This window comes from Candidatus Goldiibacteriota bacterium HGW-Goldbacteria-1 (assembly GCA_002839855.1).
GTDB lineage: Bacteria > Oederibacteriota > PGYV01 > PGYV01 > PGYV01 > PGYV01.
This window is the reverse complement of record PGYV01000008.1, coordinates 104,547-117,482: the sequence shown is the minus strand read 5'-3', so window position 1 is coordinate 117,482 and position 12,936 is coordinate 104,547. Positions and strand designations below refer to the sequence as shown.

At 41.5% G+C, this 12,936-nt stretch carries 14 protein-coding genes; 4 read left to right on the top strand and 10 right to left on the bottom strand.

Features of this window, described 5'->3' with window-relative positions; all coding sequences use genetic code 11:
* Positions 1 to 53: 53 nt before the first annotated feature.
* From CVV21_09815 to CVV21_09800, 4 genes are all read left to right on the top strand, one after another.
* On the top strand, positions 54 to 731 hold the full coding sequence (locus CVV21_09815) for a hypothetical protein (GenBank protein PKL91080.1): 678 nt from the start codon (positions 54 to 56) through the stop codon (positions 729 to 731).
* Positions 731 to 979: a hypothetical protein gene (locus CVV21_09810; GenBank protein PKL91079.1), complete on the top strand. Its 249-nt coding sequence runs from the start codon at positions 731 to 733 to the stop codon at positions 977 to 979. Before CVV21_09815 ends, CVV21_09810 begins: the two co-directional genes overlap by 1 nt.
* The gene (locus CVV21_09805; protein PKL91078.1) at positions 949 to 2,214 is read left to right on the top strand and encodes a DNA polymerase IV; all 1,266 of its coding nucleotides are present in this window, start codon (positions 949 to 951) and stop codon (positions 2,212 to 2,214) included. The genes CVV21_09810 and CVV21_09805 overlap by 31 nt, the downstream gene beginning before the upstream one ends.
* Positions 2,215 to 2,365: 151 nt before the next feature.
* Positions 2,366 to 3,202, top strand: a complete 837-nt coding sequence (locus tag CVV21_09800; GenBank protein PKL91077.1) for a DUF72 domain-containing protein — start codon at positions 2,366 to 2,368, stop codon at positions 3,200 to 3,202.
* Here the strand turns inward: CVV21_09800 and CVV21_09795 are convergent, their stop codons facing one another.
* The 10 genes from CVV21_09795 to CVV21_09750 form a co-directional block, all read right to left on the bottom strand.
* A complete protein-coding gene (locus CVV21_09795) occupies positions 3,203 to 4,717 on the bottom strand; it encodes a hypothetical protein (GenBank protein ID PKL91076.1) in 1,515 nt (504 codons plus the stop codon).
* A 164-nt stretch (positions 4,718 to 4,881) separates the two neighbouring features.
* On the bottom strand, positions 4,882 to 5,736 hold the full coding sequence (locus CVV21_09790; GenBank protein ID PKL91075.1) for a hypothetical protein: 855 nt from the start codon (positions 5,734 to 5,736) through the stop codon (positions 4,882 to 4,884).
* A 121-nt stretch (positions 5,737 to 5,857) separates the two neighbouring features.
* Positions 5,858 to 7,111, bottom strand: a complete 1,254-nt coding sequence (locus tag CVV21_09785) for a citrate synthase (protein ID PKL91074.1) — start codon at positions 7,109 to 7,111, stop codon at positions 5,858 to 5,860.
* Between the two features lie 170 nt (positions 7,112 to 7,281).
* The gene (locus tag CVV21_09780; GenBank protein ID PKL91073.1) at positions 7,282 to 7,968 is read right to left on the bottom strand and encodes an aquaporin Z; all 687 of its coding nucleotides are present in this window, start codon (positions 7,966 to 7,968) and stop codon (positions 7,282 to 7,284) included.
* A 69-nt stretch (positions 7,969 to 8,037) separates the two neighbouring features.
* Positions 8,038 to 8,691, bottom strand: coding sequence for an iron-binding protein (locus CVV21_09775; protein ID PKL91072.1), 654 nt, complete (start codon positions 8,689 to 8,691; stop codon positions 8,038 to 8,040).
* A 95-nt stretch (positions 8,692 to 8,786) separates the two neighbouring features.
* Positions 8,787 to 9,107: an HNH endonuclease gene (locus CVV21_09770; protein PKL91071.1), complete on the bottom strand. Its 321-nt coding sequence runs from the start codon at positions 9,105 to 9,107 to the stop codon at positions 8,787 to 8,789.
* A gap of 23 nt (positions 9,108 to 9,130) precedes the next feature.
* Positions 9,131 to 10,015 carry a hypothetical protein gene (locus tag CVV21_09765; GenBank protein ID PKL91070.1) on the bottom strand — a complete coding sequence of 295 codons (885 nt, stop codon included), beginning with the start codon at positions 10,013 to 10,015 and terminating at the stop codon, positions 9,131 to 9,133.
* Positions 10,016 to 10,322: 307 nt separating this feature from the next.
* Positions 10,323 to 11,375 (bottom strand): hypothetical protein, encoded by a 1,053-nt coding sequence (locus CVV21_09760; protein PKL91069.1) that lies wholly within the window; start codon positions 11,373 to 11,375, stop codon positions 10,323 to 10,325.
* Entirely contained in the window at positions 11,372 to 11,833 is a 462-nt protein-coding gene (locus CVV21_09755) for a hypothetical protein (protein PKL91068.1), read from the bottom strand. Before CVV21_09755 ends, CVV21_09760 begins: the two co-directional genes overlap by 4 nt.
* A gap of 368 nt (positions 11,834 to 12,201) precedes the next feature.
* Entirely contained in the window at positions 12,202 to 12,735 is a 534-nt protein-coding gene (locus tag CVV21_09750) for a hypothetical protein (protein PKL91067.1), read from the bottom strand.
* Positions 12,736 to 12,936: the final 201 nt, after the last annotated feature.

Here is a 12,936-nt window from a genome sequence, read left to right as displayed (position 1 = left end):
GCTCTATGTTTCAATCTTTCGCTTATGCTTAACTGCTTATAGCTTAATTCGCTATGTTTTACTTAACTGCTTATAGCTTAACGCTCTATGTTTCAATCTTTCGCTTATGCTTAATTGCTTATAGCTTAATTCGCTATCTTTTGGAGGTTATCATTATGCACAGAAGCACAAAAAAAGTACTGGAAATAATAACAGACAGTTTAACAGACAGCAGCACGCCCCCTACCCTGCGGGAGATTGCAAAAAAAGCGGGTTTTTCATCCACCTGGCCGGTGCGCTACCACCTTAAAAAACTGGCGGAAGAGGGATTTATAAAGATGAAAAAGAACCTGTCGCGCTCTATAGAACTGGTGTCAGTTCAGACCGGTATTCCCCTTCTGGGAAAGATAAGCGCGGGTCTTCCCATTTACGCGGCGGAAAATGTGGAACGGCACATTCACAGCGTTGTGGATATTTTCGGGGTAAAAGACATGTTTGCCCTGTCAGTAAAAGGCGACAGCATGATAAACGCCGGCATACTTGACGGCGATATTGTTTTTGTACGAAAACAGCCGTCCGCGGACGAAGGTGAAATTGTAGCCGCGCTTATAGGCGAAGAAGCCACGGTAAAACGCTTCTACAAATCCAAAGACGGCGTGAAACTTGTGGCAGAAAACCCCAACTACAAACCGATATTATCAAAAGAAGCTGTGGTCATGGGAAAAGTGGTCGGCGTAATGAGGAAATGCTGATGTCCGCCGAAAAAATAAACGAGAAAGTAAAAGCCGGCGTGGTCTTTGGCACAACCGGCCCCGTGCCGCGCTGGTTTACATGGCGCAAGAAAAAGATACTTATAAATTCCGTAAATTACAACTGGAAAAGCACGGACGGCAAAGCCGTGCTTCTGCACTTTGCGGTAACTGCAGATTCCGGCAGCTATGAACTTTCTTTCAACCGCGATTCCATGGAATGGAAACTGATGAAGTCAGAGATTTTATGAGCCTTTCACCATCCGCGGCGCGCACCATAATGCTGGTGGACATGAACGCCTATTTCGCCTCTGTGGAACAACAGTGCAACCCGGCTTTGCGCGGAAAACCTGTGGCGGTCTGCGGCGAAGGGCGCACGGTAATAGTCACAGCTTCATACGAAGCGCGCGCTTTTGGCGTAAAGACAGGCATGACCCTTCCCGAAGCACGGCAGATATGCCCCGGCCTTATCCCCGTGCAGGGCGACCTTGATAAATATATTGAAACCTCCCTTCGCATACACAAAATACTTCTTGATTACACGGATATGGTGGAAGTCTTTTCCATTGACGAATGTTTCATGGATGTCACAGCCACGCACCGCCTTTTTGGCGGCGCAGTTAACATAGCGCGCGAAATAAAAGACAGGATAAAAAAAGAGTTTGGACTGTTATGTTCCGTGGGAATAGGGCCTAACCGCGTAGTATCCAAAATAGCCGGCAAGATGCACAAACCGGACGGGCTGACAGTAATGAACAAAGAAGACATTTACGGTATATTCAAAAATATGCCCGTTGAAAAACTTCAGGGCGTGGGCATAGGCCCGCGCGTGGCCGAGAAACTTTATTTTATAGGAATAAAAACAGCCGCCGAACTTGGCGGCGCGCCTGTGCAGCTTTTAAAGTCGCACTTCGGGATACTTGGCAGGATATATAAAGCCATAGGCATGGGGCTTGACGATACCCCCGTGGCAAAATACGGCGATGAAAAACCGGTGAAATCAGTCGGACACAGCCACACCCTTGCGGCAGACACAACGGATATTAACGTGATATATTCATACCTTTTAATGCTGTGCGAAAAAACCGGTTTCCGCCTTCGCGGATACAAGCTTACCGCGCGGACTGCCGCTGTTTATGTAAGGTTTTCAGACTTTACCGGCTTTTCACAAAGAAAGACCTTTAAACATTACTTTGATTCCGGCGAAGAAATTTTTAAATGCGCGAAAGAAATATTTGATTCCCTTCTGCCTTTACAAAAAGAGGTCCGCCTGCTTGGAATAAGCGTGGGCAATTTATCTGCCGCCGCAGGCCAGTCATTTTTATTTGAAAACGATGAAAAAAAAAGGCAGTTAACCTGCGCGGTGGACGAAATAAACAAAAAACACGGCGACTTCACGGTAAAACCCGCTTTATTGATTACCGCGGAAAAGTTCGGTATACTTGAAAGGTGCGGGATAATAAGTACAAGGATATGGAAGAAATAGATGGATGCTTGGATGGTTAGAGGCTTGGAGGCTTGGAGGCTTGGACGGTTAGAGGCTTGGCAGGCGTAGGCTTGGCAGTTTGTTGGATTTTACTAAGCATCCAACCATCCAAGCGTCCAAGCATCTGAATTAATAAATATCCGGGGGCAATATGGCATTGAGCAATATAAAGATAGGGACATCCGGTTTTTCTTTTCCGGACTGGAGAAAAGGCGTAATTTATCCGCAGGGCCTGTCCCAAAAAGAAGAGCTTTTATACTACAGTAAAGAGCTTGAATTTGACACGCTGGAGATTAACGCGTCTTACTACACCATAATGGCTGAAAAAACTATTGCCGCAATAGAACAGAAAACACCGGATAATTTTGAATTTGTTGTCAAAGGGTACAGGGGTTTTACCCATGACCCTTTTGATACACGGCTGGGCGCCAAAAAACCGTCCATACAGAAAGCTTTTCTCGACATTGAAAAATTCATATCTTCCCTTTCCCCGCTGCGCGAAGCGGAAAAACTTGGATGCGTACTGCTTCAGTTTCCCGTGTTTTTTAACCCGTCCGCAGAATCATTTGAATATATCTGCAGCTGCAGGAAAGCTTTTAAGGAAATTCCGCTTGTCATAGAATTCAGAAACAAGTCCTGGGCCAAAGATGATACCTTTGATTTTTTAAGGGGCAATGACCTTGGCTACTGCGCGGTGGACGAACCCAAACAGCCCCGTCTGATGCCTTTTATTAACGAGATAACTTCCGGTACGGCTTATTTCCGCCTGCACGGCAGAAGCGATAAATGGTTTAACGCGCCAATGGAAGAAAGGTATAATTACCTGTATTCGGATGATGAACTTTCGGATTTTATTCCGGAAATAAAAAAAATGGCGTCAAACGCCGTAAAAACATATATCTTTTTTAATAACTGCCACGCGGGCTCCGCGGTAAAAAACGCGCAGAGATTAAAACAACTGCTAAAAAAGCAGGGAGTGTTGTTTTAACTAACCTACAAACAGGCTTTTCGTGGAAAACTGCGGGTCGCTTGTAAGGTTAACACCAAGCCTTTTTAAACCTGCTTCATCACCGGGTGTCGGCAGGTGCGATATGTGAACTTCACACCCCCTTAATTCCGTCAACTTTTCCATTGCGGCTTTGGCTGTTGGGTTTGTAGCAGCGCTTATGCTTAACGCTATAAGGGTTTCGTCAAGATCAAGGCTTACTGTTTTTTTCTTAAGTATATCTTTCTTAAAAGCGCTTATGGACTCTGTAATAAAGGGCGCCAGTACGTGTATTTTATCCGGAATTTCCGCCATTTGTTTTATGGCGTTTAAAATCACGCTTGAAGCCGCATGCATTGTCGGGGAATTCTTGCCCGCTATAATTGTTCCGTCTTTTAACTCTATTGCCGCTCCGCAGTAGATTCCTTCATTGCCCTTGTTTTTCTTTTCGCCGTCCTGCGATGCCTGCCTTGCCGGCATTACCACACTTCTGTCTTCAGGTTTAACATCAAGTTCTTCCATCAAAAGTTCCGCGCGTTCCACCGCGTCTTTATCTGTCAGTCCCATCATATATTCGCACTTACACCTGAAATAACGCCTTATCACTTCCTGCTTTGCGGCTTCCTGCGTTACCGCATCATCAACAATACCAAAACCCGCCCTGTTCACACCCATGTCCGTGGGCGACTTATAAACATCTTTTTCATCCATTATTTTTTTCAGTATTCTTCTTATAACAGGAAAACATTCCACGTCGCGGTTGTAATTAACCGCGGTTTCTTTATACGCTTCAAGGTGAAAAGGGTCAATAAGGTTAAAATCTTTTATGTCTATTGTCGCGGCTTCGTACGCCACATTCACCGGGTGCTTTAAAGGCAGGTTCCATATCGGGAAAGTCTCAAACTTTGAATAAGCGGATTTAATTCCGCGCACGTGGTCGTGGTATAACTGCGAAAGGCATGTTGCAAGTTTTCCGCTGTTGGGTCCCGGGCCGGTTACAACTATCAGTTTCTTGTCCGTTTCTATATAATCATTTGCGCCGTAGCCTTCATCGCTTACAATAAGATCCACATCGGTAGGGTATCCCTTTGTGAATTTATGGGTGTAGACTTTTACCCCCATCCTTTCCAGCTTGTTTTTAAACTGCTGGGCAGATACCTGTCCTTCAAACCTTGTTATTACAACACCCAGCACATCAAGCTGGCGTTCCCTTAAATCATCTATAAGTTTTAACACATCCATATCATAGGTAATTCCGAAATCCGCGCGCATCTTTTTCACTTCAATGGCGCCGGCGTAAATTGCTATAAGGATGCCCGCTTTATCCTTCATTTTTTGCAGCAGCCTAAGTTTGACATTAGGGTCATACCCCGGAAGCACGCGCGCGGCGTGATAATCAAACATAAGTTTTCCGCCGAATTCAAGGTAAAGCTTCTGCGATTTATTAACCCGCTCAAGTATGAAAGAAGTCTGTTCGTTTAAATACTTTTCATTATCAAATCCATTTTTTAATACCATAGCTTCTCCTGCAGAAGTTTATGTATTTTTTTCATTTGGTTCATTATAGTATAACGGCTTTAAAAGTTTTTCAAGGGTAATATTCGTTGACGCGGCAGTTTATTCATCCGTGGATTTGTTATTTCAGTACGCGCGGGAGCACGCCCCTTAACTTAAAAATCAATTCACCCATAAACCGAATAATTAATCCTGTTCTTCCCCCCGTGCTTTGCGTCATACATAAGGTCGTCGGACTTTTTTATAACATCATCAACAGTACGCGCCGCCTTTAAAAAAGTAACAACGCCAAAACTGAAAGTAATAAAATTATACTTCTTTTTCATTTCATCATTCAGCACCCTGTATATTTTCCCGGTAATTTTTTTTGCCTTTGAAGGCCCCGCTTCTATCAGAAGGATGCCAAACTCGTCTCCGCCAAGCCTTGCCACCATATCAGTGGGCCTTATATGCTTTCTTATAATATGGGCTATATCTACAAGCAGCATATCCCCGGCTTTGTGTCCATGCATGTCATTAACCGATTTAAAGTTATCCACGTCAAGATATACTATAGTAAAAGGTTCTTTATATCTTCTTAAGCGCTTTAATTCCATCTCCACATATTTAAAAAAACCCCTGCTGTTGGAAATTTTCGTCAAAAAATCCTCATTTGCCAGCTTAATTTCCATTTCAAGGAAGTTTCTTACCGTATTAACAAGTACAGAAAAAGCCATAAAAATTATTATCCTTGCAAAGGAGTTAATATAAGGTATAAACGGCTGCGAATAGCTTCTGCCCGCGAATAAATCGCCTATAAACCAAACAAAGGCGGCAAAAACAGATATTACAATTCCTGTGCTTTTTCTACCAAACCACGCCGCGGCCATAACAGGAAGGATATACAAAATGGAAAAGGTGAATTCATATTCTACAAAAACCCCAAACCACCCCAGCAATATACAAAAAACCATACAGATACTGATTAAAATTCCTGTATTTACATTCTTTAACCACTTTTCTAAATCCGTATTTTTAGCCATTTAAAACACCTCTAAGCTAATTATAGCAGTAATTATTGTTTCAGACTTAAAAAAGAAAAACCCGGCATCTGTTATCAGTGCCGGGTTTTAAATATTTACAAAATTTATTTGTATTATATAATCAGACCCTTTTTTCCACAGGGGTATATTCAAGTTTTATATCGCCGGTATATACGGCGCGCGGCCTGAAAAGCCGGTTATTCGGCAGATATTCCAGTATCCTTGCTGTCCATCCCGAAATTCTTGAGGCCGCAAATATAGGCGTAAACATTGCGGTTTCAATACCCATTGCCTTGTATATAAGCCCTGAATAAAAATCCACATTCGGGAATATCTTTTTTTCTTTCCCAAGTTCCCTGACTATTATACTGTCAAGCATTGTGGCTGTGTCAACAAGGGGTTTAATCTCCGGCCTTTTTTCCACCATAAACCGTACAAGCGGCCCAAATACCCTGGCGCGCGGGTCATAAGCTTTATATACCCTGTGCCCAAAACCCATAACCTTTCTCTTTGACTCCCTTACCTTTTTAAACCACTCTTCGGCATTTTCCGGCCCGCCTATTTCTTCAAGGTCGTACAATACCTTTTCATTGGCGCCGCCGTGCAGCGAACCTTTTAAACTTGTAATTGCCGCGACAATTGAACTATACATGTCGGTCAGCGTGGAATTGGCAACCATACCCGTAAATGTGGAAGCGTTCATCCCATGGTCAGCGTGAAGTATAAGGGCTACATCCATAATTTTTTCCGCCACTTCATCAGGCCTTTTTCCTGTCATCATATATAGAAAGTTCGCGGCATGGCTTAAATTAGGGTCCTGCTTAACGGGCTTTTTGCCTGCCCTTATTCGTGCTATCACAGCCACAAGCGAAGAAACCTGCGCTATCAGCTTTATTGATATTTCCTGCTGATTTGCGGCAGAAATATCTTCTGTCTTTTCATCTATCGCGCCAAGCATGCCGACCGCCATATACAGGCTTATCATCGGGTGTGTGTTTATGTTTGTAGTAAGGCGCAGCGCGTCAAAAACCTCATATGGAAGCTCCCTGTACGAAACTAATCTATTCTTAAAATCATTTAGTTCCTGCTTATTTGGAAGCTTGCCGTAAAGTAAAAGATATGACGTCTCTTCAAACGTGGAACTGTCCGAAAGCTGAAAGCAGTCATACCCTCTGTAAACAAGGTGCCCATTAACTCCGTCAACATAACCCACTTTACTTTCACACGCAATTGCACCTTCAAGCCCTTTGTTGATGGACGCCGAAATAGGCCACTCAACCGAAGAAGCTATTACAGCACCAACCTCGCTCTGGTTTTCTGTGGCTACAAGTTTGGCCGCTTCCCTGATGGTTTCTTTAATTCTTGCTACACTCATTTTTGTACCTCCTTGCCATTTTTGTCACATAAACCATAATAAAGACTTAGCTGCAATGTGTCAACAAAAACCGAGTATTTATTTCCCGGGTTTTCGTAAGTTTTCGCAGGCCGATATAAACAAAAAATGCCATGGGCTTTTAACCCATGGCATTTTAATGTATTAAAGATTTATTCTTTTGTTATAAACTTATAGGCAATTCCGCCTAAAACTCCGCCCACTATCGGGGCTAACCAGAACATCCAAAGCTGCTGAATTGCCCAGCCGCCCACAAAAAGCGCCTGGCTTGTGCTTCTTGCCGGGTTAACCGATGTGTTTGTAACAGGAATGCTTATAAGGTGAATAAGCGTAAGGCCCAAACCGATAGCTATTGGCGCAAACCCTGCAGGCGCTTTTTTATCCGTGGCGCCCATTATGATAAACAGGAACATAAATGTCATTGCTATTTCTGTTACCATAGCGGCTGAAAGCGAATAACCGCCGGGTGAATGTGCGCCAAATCCGTTTGCCGCAAAACCGCCTGCCTGCGCATTAAATGCCGGAATTCCGCTTGCAATGATAAAAAGGATACCCGCGCCTGCTATACCGCCCAATACCTGTGCCAGCATATAACCCGGAACTTCTTTTCCGGGAAAACGCCCGCCTGCCCAAAGCCCCGCGGTAACTGCCGGATTTAAGTGGCATCCGGAAATATGCCCTATTGCAAAAGCCATGGTAAGTACAGTCAAACCAAACGCAAGTGAAACACCCAAAAGCCCAATTCCTACATTAGGAAAAGCTGCTGCCAATACTGCACTGCCGCACCCTCCCAGTACAAGCCAGAACGTCCCTACAAATTCCGCTGCTAATTTCTTCATTAATTACCTCCCAAAATATTTTTTGATTACACTTGTTTTATTTGAATTACATTTCCGGAAGCTTATAAACTACATATGCCTGCCGTCACAAAAAGGCTTGTTCTTGGATTTTCCGCAGCGGCATAATGTGACGCGGTTTCTTATCTCGTATGTTTTACCTTCGGCTGACTCTATTGGAATACCGCCTTTAACCCAAAGCGGCCCGCTTACATCCGCCTGCGGGTCTTCGGTGGCGCTGATATGAGGTTTAAAGTCAGGTTCTATCGGCTTTCCTGTCTTTTTGTCATAAGCCACAAGCCTGCCCGCGGAACAATTGCACGCCTGTTCAATGGCTATTTTTTTTGATTCAGGATCATTGGACTTTTTAGTTAAATGCCACGTGCCGCCTTTTGGGTGGCAAAAACGCGCAGACGCGCAGAACACTTCCGCGTCTTTCAAATCCAAATCCGGGCCTTTATAAGTTTTTGCCATTTCTTCAAAAGTCTTAAACTCAGCGGTCTCTTTACCGTTAAACTTTTTTTCGTTATGAGCCCCGTCACAGAAAGGCGGATTCTTGGTATGCCCACACCGGCATAAAGAGTAGTTTTCTTTCGTTTTATAATCTTCCTTTTTTATCCAGAATTCCGGCTCATCAGACTCCCCAATTTCCGCGATACTTTTATCCAAAGGAATATTCCCAGATACCAGATAAGGCCCATCTTTACACACCTTAATTTTTTTCATCCATTCCTCCGCAAAACACTAAGTAATAATTTATATATATTTTACCACCGCTGAATTACAGAGGCAAAGAGAAAATAATGGGGGAGTACAGATTATCACTTATTGCATTTTAACGCTTTCTTTATAACCGGAGCAACCTTTTTGCCATTTATCCCTTTACATTTACAATAATCTGAATTTATCCAATCAGAAAGCAATTTTGTACCTTTGCTCGAGTTGCAGGAAGCACAGCACAAAGCAATATTGTCAGGTGTAATAATACTTGCATCATTTATAATGTGTTCCCAAGTTGACAGATTTTTTCTGGAAGCGTCCCTATTATTGGATGCTAATTTAACTCCACAATACACACAATATTTGTCCCGTTCCCGAACTGTAGTCTCTAAGGACTTTGGAATTCCCCATCTATTACTCATTTTCAACCACCATTTATTTTCCTCTAAGCGCCGTGATAATTATCGCTCATTAAATGTCTTTTCTTTGATTTGAAAACTTTATCTTTAATTCGTTCCAAAATCGTTTTATTTAAAGGATCTCTACCTGTCTTTGACCTGAGTTTATATACTTTCCCATTAAACTTCCATAGTTCTTTTCTTACCCACTGTTTTTCCAGCTCAATGCGCTGATACCTGCCATCCTTATAATAGTAATCATAATGCGCGCATTGTTTAATTATTATAATATCTTTCAGCGTTTTTTTCCTGCAGTCCGAATATTGAATTTCGCCGTTAATTACATATCCCTCACCGTCATTACCCATGCTATTAGCAGGAACAGAGACGTATGTGTCAATAACCTTGATTATTTCATTTTTTGAATTAATATTGAAAATAATCAATTTTTCTACACTATCTCCTGCCGCCCAACCCTCATTTATTCTCATAACAATTTGAGTTCCTTCGCCACATCCAAGGTCAGCAATTTCAAATTCTGCCATTCCCCTTGATGCTTCACGCAGCGAAGAAATAGGTTTATTATCCCGTCCTAATAATATCACTCCATTTTCCAACCAGTTACTTCCGGGATCTCGCAAAGAAAACACTATCACAAATTTAGCATCCCGATTATATATGTTACTAATGACTTTAAGTTCTTTAAAAACAATTTTTTTCTTCCCGGAAAAAATATTTCCCAAAGTTACTGTATTCGATATTGCATCAGGATAGACATCTGTAATTATTTTCTCTATTTGCTTCTGATTCAATTCGGTTATATTTACCCGCTTTGCGGAGTCTTCTTCCGAAGCATTTTTAGGCATTGCCGTATCTGCAAAAAGGCCTGTATATAATCCAAGCAGCGTTAAAATAAACATTATTTTTTTCACATTCCCTCCGCTGAAGACATTTTAGCATTTAAGTGTACATTTTCAAGAGCGATTAAACACGCACGGACTCGGTCACCTCGCCGCTACCTGCGGCTCATCGACCTACCCTCCGGGCACTATAGCCCTCATCTGCCTGTCGCGCGCTCTCGCGCTTTTCGTCCGCAGGACGCGGCAAATTCCATTTTAGTCCTGCGCGAAAAATTCATATAAAATACAATTCCCGCACTTTCCTTATGTCAGGGGAGGTTGAAGACCTGCAAAATTCGTGAAAATGATACGCACTTGAATTCACTTTTTATAACCTGTTTTATTTAGTATTAACATCAACAATTCTTACATATCCATCTTCGCACCCTGCAACAACACTCTTGCCATCAGGTGCAAACTTTACAGAAAATATATAATTATCATCTATTTGAAAATTACTCAACATCGTTCCGTCTAACATATACCATAAACGTATATTCCAATTAAGGCTTCCCGATGCAAGATATTTACTATCAGGCGAGTATGATAATGAATACACCCGATGTCCATGTCCCAAGCATGAATACACTTGGTTCCAATTTTCAGCATTCCACACTTTGATATAACCATCCCCGTCGGCCGATGCAAGATATTTACCATTTGGCGAATAACACAAAGCATAAACTGTATTGCTGTGCCCGTTTAATGTTCGTTTTATCATTAGCGTTTCTGCATCCCTTATATCAATGCTGTTACCTTTTCCTCTTGACGCTATGCTTTCCCCGTCAGGCGAATATACCGCTGTCCATATAGCATTCCCGTTTTCTAACTTTTCAGATGTCTTTATAAGATTGCCTGTTTTTTCGTCCCATATTTTAATATAAGCATCCCACCCACCAGATAAAATCCTATTTCCATCCGGCGAATAACTCACACACCAAGCTACATCTTCATGTCCTGATATTGTGTTAATACACTTACCATCGGATACATTCCACGTCTTTATAATACCATCTGCACTTGATGATACTAATCGTTTTCCGTCCTGCGAGAAAGAAACAGAATTTATAGCTCTTTTATGCCCAATTAACTCTTTATATGGTCTCATTGTATTGCTATCCCATAAATAGAGTGTTGAATCATTACCCGCCGATGCAATATACATCATGTCCGAGGACACATCTACACTCCACACCGATATCTGATTGCCTATTAGTTTTCGCTCATGCAAAAGCGTGAGAATCCCAGGATTTTCTTCTTTCATAAAAGATAATTTATGTTGCAACGATACATATCCATCATATGAACAATCCGAAGCATTTATTAAAAAAGAATTACATATAAACAACATCATTACCAAAAAAAAGACTTTCCACAAACGAAGCTCTCTCATTTATAATCACTCATCATCTGTAAGATATCCCTGTTTTCAAAATTTGTTAACTTGAATATCATTTTCCCATTGCTATCGCCAACATAAAACTCTCCGTGACAAAACCCTCCCGGATAACTAAATCCCGCATTATAACTAGCCCACGGCTTTAGAGGTTTTTTCACCTCTTCTTTATAACCTTTCGGAACTTCTCCAAATCTAACTTCTTCTATTACATTTCCACCACAATCATCATCAACGTTTTCATTTGGACAATCATATACAATAGACCATACTGTTATCCATTGTTTTTTCAAGCTCGAATATGCCTGAACTTCAAAAAACGGCATACGTCTTTTGCTAAATGTAAAAATCGGCGACTCAGGTTCACCGCTAATTTTTATAGGAATAGATGCCAGACATCCGGTTAACAACACAAATAAAATTAATGCTGATAATACAATTCTTAAGTTCTTCATTCTCGCCCTCCCTTGCTTTTTATTACAAATATATTTTATCACTCTTGCTTCTATTGACAAGGAAAAAAATGCGAGAAGACAATCGAGGTATGGGGTAAAAAGGCCAGCTAAATTCCCTCGGGCAGGACTCGGGCACCTCACCGTTACCTGCGGCTCGTCGACCCCCGGAATCTGCCTGTTGCGCGCTCCCGCGCGCTTTTCGTCCGCAGGACGCGGCAGATTCCATCCGAGTCCTTCCCGGGTATAAAATGAAAAAGCCCAACTTTATGCTGGGCTTTTTCATTTTATGGCTTACCAAATCATATGATTCTCGCACCTTTTTGATGGAAGGAGAACCTAACAGGTTATTAAATTGCATTAATAGACTTCTAAAAAGGTACGATGCCGAAAAAAACATAGAAGATCTGCACATCAACTCCGGGGATATAGAACAAACTTAAAACAGAGTAAAAAATAGCAATAAAAAAAATTTCTAGTCTTTTTTCCGGATAGTACTTGATATAATATATAATCATTAACATTAAAGATATCAACATTTCAATAAAAGTACGAAACCAAGCGAAAACCGATTGATTTTTTTGTACAAATATAAAAAATGTGGGAGTTGTAAACATATCTGGCATTACAGATCTAATGGAAGCAGGATTATCTAGATTTGTCAGAATTGGAATTCCGAAAAAAAGGAAAAAAGCTATTATCGGAAAAATTACTAATAGTAAAAACACAACGATAAAACGATCAAATTTGAACCAAAACAATACAAAGGAAACAATTGAAAAAATAGCTGAAATTATTAATATTCCATAAGAGGATAATAAAAACCAGATACAGGTACCTAAGAAAAAGAAAGCAGACCAAAAAACAAGTATACTTAATAGAATCCCAAGAATTATCCTTTTCATTTTTGCCCCTTTTGTTCCTTTAAATTATTTTCATTTTATCACCTCTCTTTCAATTAACAAGGAAAAAGATGCGAGAAGACAATCGGGGTATGGGGTAAAAAAACATACCAAATATTGCAAGACTCAAGTCCTGCCCGGCACGGAGTGCATAAAAATAAAAAAGACCAGCGTTTAAGCTGGCCTTTTTTATTTTTGGCTCCC

Excerpts from the sequence above, each read along its gene's own strand:
- CVV21_09755 (PKL91068.1), bottom strand. The coding sequence starts at position 11,833 with ATGAAGAACTTAAGAATTGTATTATCAGCATTAATTTTATTTGTGTTG.
- CVV21_09780 (PKL91073.1), bottom strand. The coding sequence starts at position 7,968 with ATGAAGAAATTAGCAGCGGAATTTGTAGGGACGTTCTGGCTTGTACTG.
- CVV21_09775 (PKL91072.1), bottom strand. The coding sequence starts at position 8,691 with ATGAAAAAAATTAAGGTGTGTAAAGATGGGCCTTATCTGGTATCTGGG.
- CVV21_09810 (PKL91079.1), top strand. The coding sequence starts at position 731 with ATGTCCGCCGAAAAAATAAACGAGAAAGTAAAAGCCGGCGTGGTCTTT.
- CVV21_09760 (PKL91069.1), bottom strand. The coding sequence starts at position 11,375 with ATGAGAGAGCTTCGTTTGTGGAAAGTCTTTTTTTTGGTAATGATGTTG.
- CVV21_09805 (PKL91078.1), top strand. The coding sequence starts at position 949 with ATGGAAACTGATGAAGTCAGAGATTTTATGAGCCTTTCACCATCCGCG.
- CVV21_09815 (PKL91080.1), top strand. The coding sequence starts at position 54 with ATGTTTTACTTAACTGCTTATAGCTTAACGCTCTATGTTTCAATCTTT.
- CVV21_09750 (PKL91067.1), bottom strand. The coding sequence starts at position 12,735 with ATGAAAAGGATAATTCTTGGGATTCTATTAAGTATACTTGTTTTTTGG.
- CVV21_09770 (PKL91071.1), bottom strand. The coding sequence starts at position 9,107 with ATGAGTAATAGATGGGGAATTCCAAAGTCCTTAGAGACTACAGTTCGG.
- CVV21_09795 (PKL91076.1), bottom strand. The coding sequence starts at position 4,717 with ATGGTATTAAAAAATGGATTTGATAATGAAAAGTATTTAAACGAACAG.
- CVV21_09800 (PKL91077.1), top strand. The coding sequence starts at position 2,366 with ATGGCATTGAGCAATATAAAGATAGGGACATCCGGTTTTTCTTTTCCG.
- CVV21_09785 (PKL91074.1), bottom strand. The coding sequence starts at position 7,111 with ATGAGTGTAGCAAGAATTAAAGAAACCATCAGGGAAGCGGCCAAACTT.
- CVV21_09790 (PKL91075.1), bottom strand. The coding sequence starts at position 5,736 with ATGGCTAAAAATACGGATTTAGAAAAGTGGTTAAAGAATGTAAATACA.